General features: G+C 64.5%; 13 protein-coding genes. All 13 read left to right on the forward strand.

Annotation, left to right across the window (positions count from 1 at the left end; all coding sequences use genetic code 11):
• The first annotated feature begins 85 nt into the window (after positions 1-85).
• The 13 genes from kdsB (at position 86) to HKW67_RS05975 (ending at position 15,752) form a co-directional block, all read left to right on the forward strand.
• Positions 86-847, forward strand: a complete 762-nt coding sequence (gene kdsB / locus HKW67_RS05915; RefSeq protein ID WP_171224505.1) for a 3-deoxy-manno-octulosonate cytidylyltransferase — start codon at positions 86-88, stop codon at positions 845-847.
• A gap of 49 nt (positions 848-896) precedes the next feature.
• Entirely contained in the window at positions 897-2,576 is a 1,680-nt protein-coding gene (pyrG, locus tag HKW67_RS05920; RefSeq protein WP_171224506.1) for a CTP synthase, read from the forward strand.
• A 17-nt stretch (positions 2,577-2,593) separates the two neighbouring features.
• Complete coding sequence (gene kdsA / locus HKW67_RS05925; RefSeq protein WP_171224507.1) at positions 2,594-3,418, forward strand: 3-deoxy-8-phosphooctulonate synthase; 825 nt, start codon at positions 2,594-2,596, stop codon at positions 3,416-3,418.
• Complete coding sequence (locus tag HKW67_RS05930) at positions 3,418-4,077, forward strand: KdsC family phosphatase (RefSeq protein WP_171224508.1); 660 nt, start codon at positions 3,418-3,420, stop codon at positions 4,075-4,077. The genes kdsA and HKW67_RS05930 overlap by 1 nt, the downstream gene beginning before the upstream one ends.
• Positions 4,074-5,036 (forward strand): KpsF/GutQ family sugar-phosphate isomerase, encoded by a 963-nt coding sequence (locus HKW67_RS05935; RefSeq protein WP_171224509.1) that lies wholly within the window; start codon positions 4,074-4,076, stop codon positions 5,034-5,036. The genes HKW67_RS05930 and HKW67_RS05935 overlap by 4 nt, the downstream gene beginning before the upstream one ends.
• Positions 5,033-5,599, forward strand: a complete 567-nt coding sequence (lptC, locus tag HKW67_RS05940) for an LPS export ABC transporter periplasmic protein LptC (protein ID WP_171224510.1) — start codon at positions 5,033-5,035, stop codon at positions 5,597-5,599. The genes HKW67_RS05935 and lptC overlap by 4 nt, the downstream gene beginning before the upstream one ends.
• A 3-nt stretch (positions 5,600-5,602) precedes the next feature.
• Positions 5,603-7,300, forward strand: a complete 1,698-nt coding sequence (locus tag HKW67_RS05945) for a hypothetical protein (RefSeq protein WP_171224511.1) — start codon at positions 5,603-5,605, stop codon at positions 7,298-7,300.
• A gap of 419 nt (positions 7,301-7,719) precedes the next feature.
• Complete coding sequence (gene lptB / locus HKW67_RS22645; RefSeq protein WP_206044709.1) at positions 7,720-8,505, forward strand: LPS export ABC transporter ATP-binding protein; 786 nt, start codon at positions 7,720-7,722, stop codon at positions 8,503-8,505.
• Complete coding sequence (gene rpoN / locus HKW67_RS05955; RefSeq protein ID WP_171224512.1) at positions 8,502-9,989, forward strand: RNA polymerase factor sigma-54; 1,488 nt, start codon at positions 8,502-8,504, stop codon at positions 9,987-9,989. Before lptB ends, rpoN begins: the two co-directional genes overlap by 4 nt.
• A gap of 38 nt (positions 9,990-10,027) precedes the next feature.
• Entirely contained in the window at positions 10,028-11,071 is a 1,044-nt protein-coding gene (locus HKW67_RS05960; RefSeq protein WP_171224513.1) for a glycosyltransferase family 2 protein, read from the forward strand.
• A 14-nt stretch (positions 11,072-11,085) separates the two neighbouring features.
• Positions 11,086-12,303, forward strand: coding sequence for a glycosyltransferase (locus HKW67_RS05965; RefSeq protein WP_171224514.1), 1,218 nt, complete (start codon positions 11,086-11,088; stop codon positions 12,301-12,303).
• Positions 12,300-13,274 carry a lysylphosphatidylglycerol synthase domain-containing protein gene (locus tag HKW67_RS05970; protein ID WP_171224515.1) on the forward strand — a complete coding sequence of 325 codons (975 nt, stop codon included), beginning with the start codon at positions 12,300-12,302 and terminating at the stop codon, positions 13,272-13,274. The genes HKW67_RS05965 and HKW67_RS05970 overlap by 4 nt, the downstream gene beginning before the upstream one ends.
• Positions 13,275-13,322: 48 nt before the next feature.
• Positions 13,323-15,752, forward strand: a complete 2,430-nt coding sequence (locus tag HKW67_RS05975; protein ID WP_171224516.1) for a YfhO family protein — start codon at positions 13,323-13,325, stop codon at positions 15,750-15,752.
• The last annotated feature ends 15 nt before the right edge of the window (positions 15,753-15,767 follow it).

Here is a 15,767-nt window from a genome sequence, read left to right on the forward strand (position 1 = left end):
CGACGACCTGTTTGCCTTCAGGCGCCAAACTGCGTATCTTAACTGGCGTGAAATTTGCTGCAACCACGCCCAGTCCAACAGGACAATGTCAGTACTCGCGGTGATCCCGGCGCGCCTTGGCGCGACCCGCCTTCCCCGCAAGCCGCTTCGCCTCCTCGCCGGCGAGCCGCTCATCGTCCGGGTCTTCGAGCGTGTCGCCGCGCTCGCCGTCGCCGACCAGATCATCGTGGCTACGGACCACCCTGAGGTCCTCGCCGCCTGCGAATCGCGTGGCATCCCCGTGGTCATGACGCGGGACGACCATCCGAGTGGCACCGACCGGGTGGCCGAAGTCGCCGCCCGGCCGGAATTCGCCCAATTCACGGTGGTGCTGAACGTCCAGGGCGACGAGCCGTTCGTGTCGCGTGCAGCGTTGGCCGGCGCCGTCTCGATCGTAACCGACGGTCGGGCGCCGATCGGGACGGCGGCAGTCCCCATTCCGGTGTCGTCGATCTCCAAACCCGACATCGTGAAAGTCGTGCGTGGCGATGACGGCCTCGCCCTCTATTTTTCGCGAGCACCTATTCCGTACTTGCGCGACCCGGCCGACGCCGGGGCGCAGCAGGCGCTGGCCCGTCAGCACGTCGGTGTGTACGCGTACACGCGCGAAGCCCTGCGGTCGTGGGTCGGCTGGGCGCCGCATCCGCTGGAACTCGTCGAACGTCTCGAACAGCTGCGCCCGCTCGCCCACGGTCTCGCGATCGGCGTGGCCGACGTGCCTGCGGCCGAAGGTGGTATCGATACCGAAGACGATCTTGAACGCGCGAACCTGCGCTGGCACGCTTTCCAAACAGATACGCTGTCGTGACGCACCTGACGCGACAGTTCCCTTGTCCCACCTGCGCGAGAATCCGCTGATGACCACCAAGAACACGAACGCGAACCAGACGACCACGCCGAAGTACATCTTCGTGACCGGTGGCGTCGTGTCGTCGCTGGGGAAGGGAATCGCGGCCGCGTCGCTTGGTCGGTTGCTCGTCGAGCGCGGATTTCGCGTGACGATGATGAAGCTCGATCCGTATCTGAACGTCGACCCGGGCACCATGTCGCCGTTCCAACATGGCGAAGTCTTCGTCACGGACGACGGCGCCGAGACCGACCTCGATCTCGGACACTACGAACGCTTTCTCGACCGACCGCTGTCACAAGCGAACAATATCACGACGGGACGCATCTACTCCAACGTGATCACCAAGGAGCGTCGGGGAGAGTACCTCGGTTCCACGGTGCAGGTGATTCCGCACATCACCGATGAGATCAAGGGCGCAGTAAAGCGGATCGCGCCGGGCAACGACGTCGTGCTGGTCGAAGTCGGCGGCACGGTCGGTGACATCGAATCGCTGCCGTTCCTCGAGGCGATCCGACAGTTCCGTCGCGAAGTCGGCAAGGAGAACGCGCTCTTCGTGCACCTCACGCTCGTTCCGTACATCGCGGCCGCGGGTGAAGTGAAGACCAAGCCCACGCAGCATTCAGTGCGCGAGCTCATGGAGATCGGTATCCAGCCGGACTTCCTGATCTGCCGCAGCGAGAAGCCGTTGCAGGACGATGTGAAGCGCAAGATTGCGCTCTTCTGCAACGTCGATTTCGGTGCGGTGATCGAGAGCCCCGACGTGCCGACGATCTATGAGATCCCGTTGTCGTTCGAACAGCAGGGGTTCGCTGAGCGTGTGATGGAGCGGCTGCGCCTGACGGCGCCGACGCCTGATCTCACGAACTGGCGCACGATGGTGCAGCACATCACAAAGCCGCACACGCGTGTGAAGATCTGTGTCGTCGGCAAGTACACCGACTACATCGACAGCTACAAGAGCGTGCAGGAAGCGCTCATACACGGCGGCATCGCGAACGATGTCGGCGTCGACCTCGCCTGGACCTCGAGTGACCTCTTCACGTCATCCGAGCGGGCACGAGAGATTCTGTCGAACTATCACGGCCTGCTCGTACCGGGAGGGTTCGGCGTGCGCGGGGTGGAAGGGATGGTCGAGGCCATTCGGGCGGCGCGCGAACTGTCGATTCCGTTCTTCGGGATCTGTCTCGGCATGCAGGTGGCCATTATCGAGTTCGCGCGCAACGTGTTGAAGCTCGAGGACAGTCACTCCAGCGAGTTCGCGCCGGAGTGCAGTGATCCGGTGATCTCGTTGATGGACTCGCAGCGCGACGTGACCGATATGGGCGGCACCATGCGTCTCGGTGCGTATCCGTGCCGCTTACAGCGCGGATCGAAGGCGGCCGAAGTCTACGGACAGCCGGAAGTCAGCGAGCGTCACCGTCATCGCTACGAAGTGTCGAACCGCTACCGCGATTCGTTGATCGAGCACGGGATGCGCTTGAGCGGTCTGTCTCCCGACGACTCGCTCGTGGAAATGATTGAGCTTCCTGGACATCCGTATTTCATCGGCTGTCAGTTCCATCCCGAGTTGCAGTCGCGACCGCTGCGTCCGCATCCGCTATTCGCCGGCTTCGTCGCGGCGGCCGAGCGCTACCACCATGCGCAGCAACAGCCGGCGCAGCCATCACTGGCGCACGTGAATCAGTGACCGACGACCACGCACCCATGACTCCGTCGCTTTTTCCGGCCGACCGTCTCTTCCTCATTGCCGGCCCCTGCCAGCTCGAGGACGACACGCTCAACTTGCGCGTCGGCGAAGCGCTGGCGCGATTGGCCGAGCATGTGCCGGGAGGCGTCATTTTCAAGGCCAGCTTTGACAAGGCGAATCGCTCGAATGTCGATGGGGTTCGCGGACCGGGGCTCGAGGCGGGACTGGCAGCGCTCGAACGGGTCCGGGCTGCGACAGGGCTGCCCATCCTCACCGATGTGCACGAAGCGTCGCAGTGCGCCATCGCCGCTGAGGTCGTGGATGTGTTGCAGATCCCGGCATTTCTCTGTCGGCAGACCGACCTGCTCCTGGCCGCCGGCGCCACGGGAAAGGCGGTGAACGTAAAGAAGGGGCAGTGGATGCATCCCGAGGGCATGCGCGGCGCGGTGCGCAAGGTGGAAGCGGGCGCGGCGCTCGCGGCAGTGGCATCGGGCGCGTTGGCTGTCACCGAACGCGGCACGTTCTTCGGGTATGGTGATCTGGTGGTGGATATGCGCAGTTTCGCGCGTATGCGCGAGTCGTGCGATGTCCCGGTGATCTTCGACGCGACGCACAGCGTGCAGCGGCCCGGACAAGGCGCCGGCGGCACGAGTGGCGGTGCGCGTGAGTTTATTCCACCGCTCACGCTGGCCGCGATCGCCGCGGGCGCGCAGGGGCTGTTCATCGAGACGCATCCGGATCCGGATCACGCGCCGAGCGATGGACCAAACATGCTGCGTCTCGATCAGATGGCGGACCTGATGTCGCGCGTGGTCGACATCTGGGATCGCGTGCGTTCGTGATGGTCGATGCGTCTCCGTCCGCGGTCGATGTGCTCCCTCCGCTCGTCGTCGATTCGCCCCGCATCGCGCCGACGCTCGCGCGCCGCATTCGGCTGGTCGGACTCGACGTGGACGGTGTGCTGACCGACGGTGGTGTGTATCTCGGTGCGGCGACGTCAGGCGGCATCAACGTGCCGTTCGAGCTGAAGCGCTATGACATTCAGGACGGCCTCGGCATCCAGATGCTCCGCGACTGCGGCGTCAAGGTCGTCATCATTACCGGTCGCGTGTCGGACAGCGTCGCGCAGCGGGCACGAGAGCTTCGGGTCGATGCAGTCGTGCAAGACCCGGAAGCTCGCAAGCTGACGGCGCTCACGAAGATCGTCAGCGATTTCGGCTGTACACTCGATGAAGTGGCGTTCGTCGGCGACGACCTCCCCGATCTCTCGGTGCTCCGTCGCGTTGGACTTCCCGTTGCCGTAGGCAATGCGGTTGCCGAGGTACGACGCGTGGCGCAACTGCAATTGCACGCGCCCGGGGGACATGGCGCCGTGCGTGAGTTTGCGGAGGCACTGCTGCTCGCTCGAGGGGAGTGGACTGACGCCGTGGAACGCTATGTCGCCAGTCGCAGTGTTCCCGCAGCGACACCAGATGACGCGCGTGAGGACGCGCTCCCATGACTGCTGAACTGATCGTCGAGCGCGGTCGACGCGTGTTGAATCTCGAAGCGGCCGCCTTGACCGACGTCGAGCGTACGCTGGGAGACGATTTTGCACGTGCCGTACAGCTGTTGGCCGCGTGCCGCGGACGCGTCATCATTGCCGGCGTCGGAAAGTCCGGCTTGGTCGGCCGCAAGATGGCCGCGACCTTCACGTCCACGGGCTCGCCGGCGATGTTTCTGCATCCGGTGGAAAGTGTGCACGGCGATCTCGGTATCGTTGGCACGGACGACGTCGCCATTCTGATCTCGAAGAGTGGTGAGAGTCAGGAATTGCTCGGCCTCATCGATGCGCTTTCGCGGCTCGGTGTCCGCATGATCGCGATAACCGCCGACCGCGCGTCACGCTTGTCGCGACACGCCGACGTCACGCTGGACCTTGGCGTCCGCGAGGAGGCGTGCCCGCATGACCTCGCACCAACTACGAGCACCACGGTCACGATGGCGCTGGGCGACGCGCTGGCCGTCGCGCTGATGGAAGAGAAGGGCTTTCGCGCCGAGGATTTCGCCCGGTTTCATCCGGGGGGATCGCTCGGTCGGCGGTTGCTCACTCGGGTAGCCGATGTCATGGTGTCGTCGGACCTACCGGTGCTCGACCGCACCGCGACCATGCGCGAGGCCATCGTCTTGCTCGCCGAACGCCGCGGAATCGCCGTGGTCGTGGAACATGATCGCGTGTTGGGGGTCGTCACCGCAGGCGACCTGACGCGCTTGCTGGAGCGCCATACGGACGTGTTGTCCGTGCCCGTCGCGTCGGTGATGACGACCACGCCGCGGATGGCGCACGATCATGAACTGGGGAGTGCTGTGGTGCACCGTATGGAGACGCATGGCATCATGGCGATGCCAGTGCTGAATGAGCACGAAGGTCTCGTCGGGATCGTGCATCTGCACGACCTGATGCGTGCGGGCGCGGCATGAAGTGGCGCACCGTTGCCGCATTGGGACTCAGCGCGCTGGTGCTGTCTGCCGCCGCCTGTCCGAACGCGAAGGGCAAGACGCAGGTCAAGACCAAGGCCACGAAATCCGCTATTCCCGACTCGGCGGATCAGATCATCTTTGGCTTTCGCACGTTCTTGACCGACCAAGGCATTTCGAAGGGTGTGCTACTCGCCGACACTGCGCTGTCGTATGACGATGCCACGCGGATGGAGCTGCGCCGGGTGAACGTCACGTTTTACACGTCGGTGGGTATCAGGGATGGCGTGCTCACGGCGAAGGCTGGCACGTACAACTTGCGACTCTCCCGCCTCGACGCGCGCGGTGACGTCGTGGTCGTTCGCGATGATGGAAAACGGCTGTCGTCCCAGCAGCTCGTGTACGATCAGGTCCGCAATCAGATCTTCACCGACAGCACGTTCGTCCTCAACGAGCCGTCGCGTACCTTCACGGGCCTTGGATTCGAGTCGGATCCGCAGCTCACGAAGTTCCGCTGTCTCCGCAACTGCAAGGGCCTCGCGCCCGTCAAGATTCCCACCAAGTAACGCGTGACTCCTCGACGTTCGCGCATTCGCGCCATCACCGTGCTCGGCACGGTCTCGCTGCTGGCGATTTTCGCCGGTTGCCGCGGGGCGCGCCGTGGTGCGACGTCGGTCACCCCCGGCACGACGGCGGCCGTGTCCGACAGCGCCCGCCGGTCCGGCGCACGCGCGGATTCGGTGCGTGCCGATTCGATGCGCGCCGACTCGCTCGCGGTGCTTGCGAAGGCGGCGGCAAAGGACAGCGCCGCGACGCGCGATAGCTCGGCGCTTGCGACGGCTCGTCGAGACAGTCTGGCGGCCGCCAAGTCGCGTCCCGCCAAGAAGGCGGTGTCTTCCGGCACGTCGCGAAACTGCGTGTTGGATTTCGCCGATAGTCCGCCGGAAACCCGCTTGCTGTACACGCGGCTTCCCGACAGCACGGCGAACACCTTCATCGGCGGTGGCTTCGTCGGTCGTTGTCAGGGTGAGAACAACCGGATCAGCGCCGACAGTGCCGAACAGTTCGAGTCCGCCGGCATCGTCAACATGTACGGCAACGTGGTGTACGAGGAGCCGAATAAGCTGCGGGTGACGGCTGCCCACGCCACCTACTTCACGCGGGAAGGACGGTTGTTTGCCGACGGCGGCGTGGTGGCTACGCAGCTGGCGTCCGGCAGCACGTTCAGCGGGCCGAACATCGAGTACTACCGGGTCATGCCGGGGCGTCCTGTCGCCAAGCTGGTCGCACCAAACCGGCCAACCGCTCAACTCATCGAGAAGGACAGCACGGGCAAGCCGGGGCAGCCCACCGTCGTGACGGCGGATCGGTTTGAAGATGTCGGCGACACCCTCGTGCTCGGTTGGGGCGATGTCATCATCACCCGCGAGAAGATCATCGGGCGTTCGGATTCGCTGGCTTACAACAAGACCACCCAGCTGGCGCGGCTCGTGCGCGCCGCTCGTATTCGCAGCCTGGATACGGCGCAGGCGTTCACGCTGAATGGGGACACGATCGACCTGTTCACCACCGACAAGAAGCTCGATCGGGTATTCGCGCTGCACAGCGCCACCGCCACCAACAAGGACCTGGTAATCAACGCCGAGCGTATCGATCTGCGCCTCAAGGAGCAGAAGATCGACGAAGCGTACGCCTTCGGCAAAGGGCGCGCACGCGCCAAGACACCGCAGCAGGATGTCGAGGCCGACTCGATGCGTATCGTGCTGACCGACCAGCGTCCGCGGGAAGTACGCGCAATCGGCGGGGCGGTGGCGAAGGGAGTTGCGGACACGCTCAAGATCAAGTCGGCCGATCGTGACATGCTTCGCGGTGACAGCCTCTTCGCCTACTTCGACACGGCGCAGGTGGCGGCCGACACGAGCAAGCAGACCCGAATCAAGGAGATCCGCGCGTTCGGGAACGCCAGTTCGCTTTTTCAGATTGCCTCGAAGAAGGGACCGACGGCACCGCCGGCCCTCAACTACGTGCGCGGTCAGCGCATCTTCGTGCAGTTCGATACGGGCTCTGTGCGGGATGTTCGAGTAGATTCCTCCGCGTCGGGACTGTATCTCGAACCGGCTCCGGACAGTCTTGCCGACAGCACCGTTCGGAAGCCACCCGCCAAGAAGCCCCCCCTCGCCCCCGTTGCCCCGCTGCCCGAGCCTCCGGCTCCGATGTACGCCCCGATGTCCGCCGCCGTCGTCACCATCTCTCGCCGACCGTCATGACCGATTCCGCTTCGCCCACGCCGTCGTCGCTCGAGGAAACCCTCGCGCTGGTCGATCGCGTCGTGCACGGCGACCGATCGATGGCGTCGGCCCTCGGCGCGGTTATCGAGGCGGCAGACGCGCACGGCTCAGCGGCCCTTCACGCCATCGCGAGCCGATACATCGAGCAACACGCCGACGGTCCGCGGCTTCCGATGGACGAAGTCCGCGCGCATCTGGCGTCGGCGATCTTGCCACGGTTGGCGGCGGGTGGGGTGTTGGAGGTTCCGGCGAATGGCCTGGGGTCGCCGGAGTCCACGGTCCAAGTCTCACCGGCACTGTGGACGGCACTGCGTGCGCATCGCGCCGAGCTCGCACGTCAGTTGAAGGCGACCGGCGAGTTTCCGCGAGTTGGCCGTACGCCCACCACGGGCGCCACTCTGCCCGTCACCGGCGACTCGGTGCTCAGCGCGGAGGGGCTGATCAAGGCCTACCGCGGCCGTCGCGTCGTGAACGACGTCGCATTGAATGTCGCGCAGGGCGAGATCGTTGGACTCCTCGGCCCCAACGGCGCGGGTAAGACGACCACCTTCTACATGCTGGTCGGCCTCATCGAACCGCAGTCTGGACGCATCAAGCTCGATGGGCAGGACATTACCGGCATGCCGATGTACCAGCGAGCGCGCCAGGGTATCGGTTACCTCTCGCAGGAGCCGTCCATCTTCCGAAAGCTGACCGTCGAGCAGAACATTCTCGCGATCCTCGAGACGTTGCCGCTCTCGGCGGCTGAGCGGAAGGAACGCCTGGAAACGTTGCTCGACGAACTCAGTATCAAGCATCTCCGGAGTAGCCGCGCCTTCCAGCTTTCCGGTGGTGAGCGTCGTCGTCTGGAGATTACACGAGCCCTGGTCACGCAGCCGAAATTCATGATGCTCGACGAGCCGTTTGCCGGTGTCGACCCGATTGCGGTTCACGACATCCAGACGATCGTGGCGGGACTGCGCCATCGGGGTATCGGCGTGCTCATCAGTGACCACAATGTTGAACAGACGCTGGACATTGTGGATCGGGCGTACATCATGTTCGATGGGCAGGTGAAAGTCTCGGGCACCGTTCGTGAACTAGTGTTCGACGATACGGTGGCGGAGATCTACCTGGGGCCGACGCTTACTGCGCGACTCCGAGCGCGCTTCGCTGAAGCTGATGAAGAGGTGGTAACGTCATGAGGCCAGGTCTCCAACAGAGCACCGGACTCCGGCAGGAGCTCAAAGTCAATCCACGCCTGTATCAGGCGATGGATTTGCTATACATGCCCCTGCTCGACTTGCAGCAGCACCTTAAGCAGGAGCTCCTCACGAATCCGTTCCTCGATCTCGTCGAGCCCGAGGACGAGGACGACGAATCGGCCGACGCGGACGAAGTGCCGGAGGCAGAGGACCTGGCCGAACCGGAAACCGCCGTCGAGTCCGAGCCGGAGAAGACGGGGGACGATGACGTCGACTGGGAGGCCGTGCTCCTCGACGGCTTCGAGACGGGCGGTCAGCGGGAAGAGCACGAGCAGCGCGAGTGGTACGAGCCGGTCACGGTCGACACGAAGCATCTGTCGGATCATCTCACGGAACAGTTGTCGTTGATCGAGATGTCGCCGCGCGAAGCCATCCTGGCGGACGAATTCGTGGGCAATATTTCTGACGACGGCTATCTCGCCTGTCCGCTGGAAGTCATCCAGCGTGGCGTGAACGAATGGCTCGCGGCGGAAGCGGAAGAGCGCGACGCCGAGGTCACGCCGTTCAGCGATGACGAAATGCAGGCGATGCTGAAGATCATTCAGGAGCTCGATCCGCCGGGTGTCGGCGCACGTGATCTTCGCGAATGCCTGCTGCTGCAGCTGCGTGCGGCCGGCCATCGGGATTCGATGGCGTATCGGCTCGTCGAGGAATCGTTCGAAGAGCTGATCTCCCATCGGTGGAGCGAGCTCTCCAAGCGGTTCGGCATCAGCGCGCAGGAAGTGCAAAGCGCCGCCGACGAAATCGCGAAGCTCGATCCGAAGCCCGGCCTGCGCTACAGCGCCGGCGGCGACAACTACATCATTCCCGATCTCGTTGTCGACAAGATCGATCAGGCGTATCACATCTTCCTGAACGACGGGAATCTGCCGCGGCTCAAGCTGTCGCGTGCCTATCAGGAGATCGCCCGCGACAAGAAGAAGTTCGATACCGAGAGCAAGGACTTCATCGCCAGCAAGCTGAACTCGGCGAACTGGATGATTCAGGCCATCGAGCAGCGTCGTCAGACGATGCTGAAGGTCATGCACTACATCGTCGATCGGCAGCGTGACTTCTTCGAGCGTGGTGTACAGGCGCTGCGTCCGCTGACGCTGCGTGAAGTGGCAGAAGCGGTGGGCATGCATGAATCGACCGTCAGTCGCGTCACCAACGAGAAGTTCGTGCAGACGCCGCGCGGGGTGCTGCCGCTCAAGTTCTTCTTCTCGTCAGGGCTCGCCACCAGCGATGGCGACGACGTGTCGGCGCGCGGGATCAAGGATCAGATTCAGAAGCTGGTGTCGGGCGAGGATACCAAGAGTCCGCTCACCGATCAGGCCATCGTCGAGATCCTGCAGCAGACGGGTGTGCAGATTGCGCGCCGTACGGTCGCCAAGTACCGTGACCAACTCGGCGTGCTGCCCGCCCGCATGCGAAAGCGCGTCTGACCGCGCGCGACTGAACGCGATCTCCTCTCTCATTCCGAATGGCCGTCTCCGCTCGTCCGCTTCGGCGCGTCTCCCAGTCGACGGCGACTTCTGTCGTCGACGTCAGCGTTCTCGTGCCCGCAAAAGACGAGGCAGGCAATCTCGCGCTCTTCCTCGAGCTGTGTGAGGCGACCTTCCGAAACGAGTCCGCCCGCTACGAGGTCGTGGTCGTCGATGACGGATCGACCGACGGAAGCTGGGCGCTCTTGCAGGAACTTCGCGCGTCGTATCCGTTCCTGCGGCCGGTGCGCCACCGCGCGCAGCGCGGTATCGCCGAAGCACTCCGCACCGGTTATCTCCAGTCGCACGGGCGCGTGCTGGTGTTCTATCCGGCCGATCTGCAGTTCAAGCCCGAGGATATCCCGCGCCTGGTGAACCCCATTCTGGCCGGTGAGTCGGACATGGTCACGGGATACAAGCAAGGGAAGTACGAGAAGGCTTTCGTCTCGGGCATCTACAACAAGCTCAGTCGCACGCTCTTTCACGTGCCGGTGCGTGACCTGAACAACGTGAAGGCGTATCGTCGCGAAATCATGGCGGCACTACCGATGCGCCCCGATTTCCATCGGTACATGATCGTCATGGCGGCGGCGCAGGGATTCACGGTCACCGAAGTCCCGGTGCCGCTGTATGCGCGTCATTCCGGCCGGTCGAAGTTCGGCTTGTCGCGCATCCCGATCGGCGTGCTCGACATGCTCGCGGTGTGGTTCGAACTCAAGTTCGGCCAGAAGCCGCTGCTCGCGTTCGGCATGCTCGGTGTGGCGCTGTTTGCCTTGGGCGTACTGTCGGGACTTGGCGCGCTCGTGTGGTTGGCCATGACCGGACAGGGCCAGCGTTGGGTGTGGACGGTGATTCAGACATGTCTCATGCTCGGCTCGATCTTCTTTGCCACTGGTTTGCTTGGTGAGCAAATCGCGCAGCAGCGCTCCGAGGTGCGAGAGTTGCGGCGCGAACTCGGCGAGCTCGCGAGCGCGCAGCACGACGAGGATGCCGACGACGTCACGCCAAGCGTGACCGCCGGCGTCGATCGCGACCACCGCTGACGGTCGGCGCTTCGGTGCCTCGCGCCGCGCGCGTGCTGTTTGTCACACACAATGTGCCGCGCTTTGACGGCGACGCGGCCGGTTCGTTCGTCCTGCGACTCGCGGTGGCGTTGCAGTCGGCCGGTGCGACGGTCGACATCATTGCACCGGGTGCTGCCGGACTGGCGGATGACGGCACACTTGAAGGTGTGCGTATCCGGCGCGTGCGCTACGCCAGCGATGCGCGGATGACGCTCGCCTATGCTGGCAACATGGCCGAACAGGTCATGGCATCGTGGGGCGGAAAGATGGCGCTGCTGGGGATGTTGCGCGCACTCCGCCGTGCGGTTCGCGCGCAGCTCGATGCGGCGGCGCGAGCTGGCGCGCCGTACGATATCGTGCATGCGCATTGGTGGTTCCCGTCAGCCCTTGCACTCTGGCATGCACGACGTGCGGGTGATCCGCCGTTGGTGATCACGATGCACGGATCGGACGTGCGTCTGGCGCAGCGAACCGCGCCGGCGCATCCCGTCATGCGCGCCGTACTCGGCCAAGCGGCGATGTGTACGGCGGTCTCTGGTTGGCTGGCTGACACCGCGCGCCGTATCGCACCCGACGCGACGATTGCAGTGTCACCGATGCCGGTCGATGCGCGACACTTCGCTCCGCCAGCAGACAGCTCGTCCGCGCGAAGTGGGATCCTTTTTGTGGGGCGTCTCAACGCGCAGAAGGGACTCGCGGACTTGCTCGACGCCATGATATCGCCCGCGATGCGCGCGTACGACGCGCAGCGCGATAGCGAACCGACGACGCTCGACGTCGTCGGGGACGGGCCAGAGGCCGATGCGTTGAAGGCGCGTGCCGCGGCGCTCGGTCTCGCAGATCGCGTACGCTGGTACGGTGCCCTTCCACAGCCGGCACTGGTGCCACTGTATCAAGGCGCGTGTGCCCTCGCCATCCCGTCGCGCGAAGAAGGGCTTGGCCTGGTGGCCGTCGAGGCCCAGCTGTGCGGCACACCCGTCGTCGCGTATGCCGACGGTGGTCTGCTCGACGTGGTACGTCCCGAACACGGTGGCACGTTGGTGACCGTGGGCGATTCTCAGGCGCTCGGCGTGGCGCTGGCCCGCTTGCTTGCCGACGAGACGACTGCTCGAACACTCGGCATGTCCGCGCGGCATCAAATGCTGGAGCGCTTTTCGCCAGCGAGTGTGGCCGATCGCTACCTGACGCTTTACCGACAGGCCGCGCGATGACGCAGTCGGGGACGTGGCGTGAGCGCGGCGTGTTGCGTCATCCCGCGCTCAAGGTCCTCTTGCTGCTGCTCACTGGCAGTTTTATCGCCTGGGCGCTGCACGGTCAGTGGACGGAGATGCGCGCGTCGGCGCGAGACCTCCGCGTGGAGTGGCGCTGGGTGGCGGCGGCCAGCGCCACGGTCCTGGCGGTGTACTCGCTGCTGATTCAGAGCTGGCGCGTACTGCTGCGCGGATGGGGAGGCGAACTGTCGTATCCCGCGGCCGCGCGCATCTGGACGATCGCCAATCTTGGTCGGTGGATTCCCGGTAAAGTGTGGTCGGTTGGCGCCCTGAGCGTGTTGGCGGCGCGCGAAGGCGTCTCGGGAACGGCGGCGGCTGGTGCGGCCGTGCTCGGAACACTGCTCAACATCGGTGCCGGGTTTGGCGTCGCCGTGATCATGGGTGCCGAGGGACTCGACACGGTGTATCCCGGTTTCCGCACCGGCGCGATGGTCGCGACCTTCGTGTTCATCGCCGGTGTGTTGGCGCTGCCGCGTCTGCTGCCGCCGGTGCTCGCCTGGTTCGCGGCCAAACGCGGCGTGCCACTGGCCAGCAAGCAATTATCGGCGAGGACGCTTTGGACGGCAGCCGCCATGAACGCCGCGTCGTGGTTGGGGTATGGGATGGCGTTTGCCCTCTTCTCCCGCGGCGTGACGCCGCGGATCAGTAGCGATCCAGCCCTATTTATCGCAGTATTCACCGCGTCCTACCTCATCGGCTATCTCGTGCTGTTCTCTCCAGGAGGACTGGGATTCCGCGAGGCGGCACTGACCGTATTTCTGGTCGGTGTGAGCGCCGCAGGGCAGGGGGACGCCGTGATCCTCGGGGTCACGTCTCGGGTTTGGCTCACGGTGCTCGAGGTGCTGCCGGGGCTCGTCAGCCTGTTCTTCCTCCCCGCCTCGCAGCGCGCTGCCTTGCAGCAGGCGAAGTGAGCGCTTCCGCTTGGAACGCGCTCACCGATCACCCTTCCAGTCTTCCCGATGGCCCGCACTGACGCGACGAATGTAGCGCCCCCGGCACCTCGCTTTCCGCTCGCTTGGGCGGCGCTCGTCTGCGTCATCGCGACGATGCTGCTGGCGTGGCCGGCGCTCGGCGGGGCCTTTCTCGTCAATCCGAATTCGGATCAGTATATCGCGGGCTATTCGTTCCGGGAGTTCGCGGCACGCGCGCTGCGCGACGGACAAGGATTCCCGCAATGGAATCCATACCAGTTCGGCGGCATGCCGTATGTCGCGGCCATGCACGGCGACATCTTCTATCCGACGTTCCTCTTGCGATTGGTGCTCCCGACCGATATCGCGATGACCTGGGGCTTTGTGCTCCACATGCTCTTGGCCGGCGTCTTCACGGTGGGATTCCTGCGGGCAGCCGGTGTCCGGTTTCAAAGCGCCGTCGTGGGTGGTATCGCCTATCTGCTCAGCGGGGCGGTCGCGTCGTACGCGTCACCGGGGCACGATGGAAAGCTGTTCGTCAGTGCGTTGTTGCCGGCCGCGCTCTGGGCGCTGGTGCGCGGCCTGCGCGATGGTCGGCGCGGCGCCTGGGGACTGCTGGCCTTGATCGTCGGTCTCGCAGTGCTGTCGCCACATCCGCAGTTGCTGCAGTACATGCTGCTCACCTGCGGTGGCTACGCCCTGTTCCTCGCGCTTCGACCGTGGAGTCTCCCGGCCGAGTCTTCGGCACCGGGGCGAGACGCGAGTCCGTCGCGGCCCCTAACACGATTGGCGCTGGCGCTCGGGGCCGTCGTCCTCGGCGCGGTGATCGGCGCGGTGCAGTATCTCCCAGTTCAGGAGTACGTGCCATGGTCCCCACGCGCCGGCGGAAAGGGCTACGACTACGCGACCAGCTTCTCGTTTCCTCTCGAGGAGACAATCAACATGTACCTGCCGCAGTTCTCGGGCATTCTCGAAAAGTACTGGGGACGCAACGGCATCCACTTCCACAGTGAGTACATCGGTGCGACGGTGCTTGTGCTTGCCCTCTTTGCGTTCGGCGGCGGGCTGGCAAACCGGAATCGCTCGCACGCCTGGTTCTGGCTCGGTGCGCTGATCGTCTCCCTCGTCTGGGCGTGGGGCGGCAACACGCCATTCTATCAGCTGGTCTACGCCGTCGTCCCCGGCTCCAAGTTCTTCCGTGCGCCGAGCACGATTCTGTATGTCACGGCCTTTTCCTGTGCGGTCCTGGCGGCGTTCGGCGCTGAGCGGCTGCTCGCGGGAAAGGGTACGAGCCGGTACGCCATCGGCTGGGGAAGCTTTGCCCTTCTCGTCGGAGTCCTTGCCACAACCGGAGCCTTTACCAACGTCGCGATGTCGCTCCTCGGCGACGCGCGCGGTGAGCTTATCGAAGCCAACGCAGCCTCCGTCGTCGGCGGCGCCTGGCGATCGGCCGTCGCCGTTCTGGCACTGGTCGGGCTGATGCTCGCGGTTGCGCGCGGCGCACTGAAGGCAGCGTTAGCCGGCTGGCTGCTTGCCGCGTTGGTCGCTCTCGACCTCTGGAGTGTGGAGCGACACTACTGGACGTTTTCGGCTCGCGCCGAGCAGCTCTACGCGGAAGACGACATCATCCGGTTCCTCAAGTCGCAAACAGAACCGACCCGTGTTATTGCCATTCCCCTCGGCGACAACATGGCGCCGCATGATCCGTTTGTTCTGGGTGATGCGCTGATGCACCATGGCATCCGCGGAGTCCTCGGATACCACGGTAACGAGATCGGCCGCTATCAGGAGCTCTACGGAAAGAGCGATGGTTTCCAGTCCATCGCCAATCCCAACTTCTGGTCGCTCACCAACGCGCGGTTTTTTTACACCAACACGCCCGGTTTGCCCTTCCAAGGGGCGAAGTTGGCCGCCGGCCCTGTGCGCAACGCGGCGGGCACGATGACCTATCTTTACGAGCTTCCCGGTGATCACCCGGCCGCGTGGGTTGCACCTCTGATCGTGAAGCTCGACGATCCGACGACGAAGGCGACGGTGCTCAACCCGTTGTTCGACGTAAAGCGCGTCGCAATCTTCGATACGACTTCGACCATACAGGCTAAACCGGTGAACTCGCCGTTGCCTGACCCTGTACCGTTCGGCGTCGAGATTACGAAGTATCAGGCAGGGGCGATCGACATCATACTGGGCGGACCTGCGCCAGCCGGCAGCGCTTTGCTTGTCTCCGAGAATTACTATCCGGGTTGGACGGCGACGGTGGATGGCAAACCTGCCACGATCGCCCGGGCCGACTATACACTTATCGGCGTCGAGCTGCCGACGGGCGCGAAGTCCGTGCAGCTCCGCTTCGACAGCGCACCATATCACACGGGGAAGTTGTTGACTTTGCTGGCACTTGGCGCGGCGTTGCTCTGGTGGATTATCGGGTTCGCGCTCGATCGAAAGGCCGACGCACCGGCCAACGTTCTCGCGGCGTGAGGCGACCCACGTGAC

Source organism: Gemmatimonas groenlandica (assembly GCF_013004105.1).
Taxonomy (GTDB): Bacteria; Gemmatimonadota; Gemmatimonadetes; order Gemmatimonadales; family Gemmatimonadaceae; genus Gemmatimonas; species Gemmatimonas groenlandica.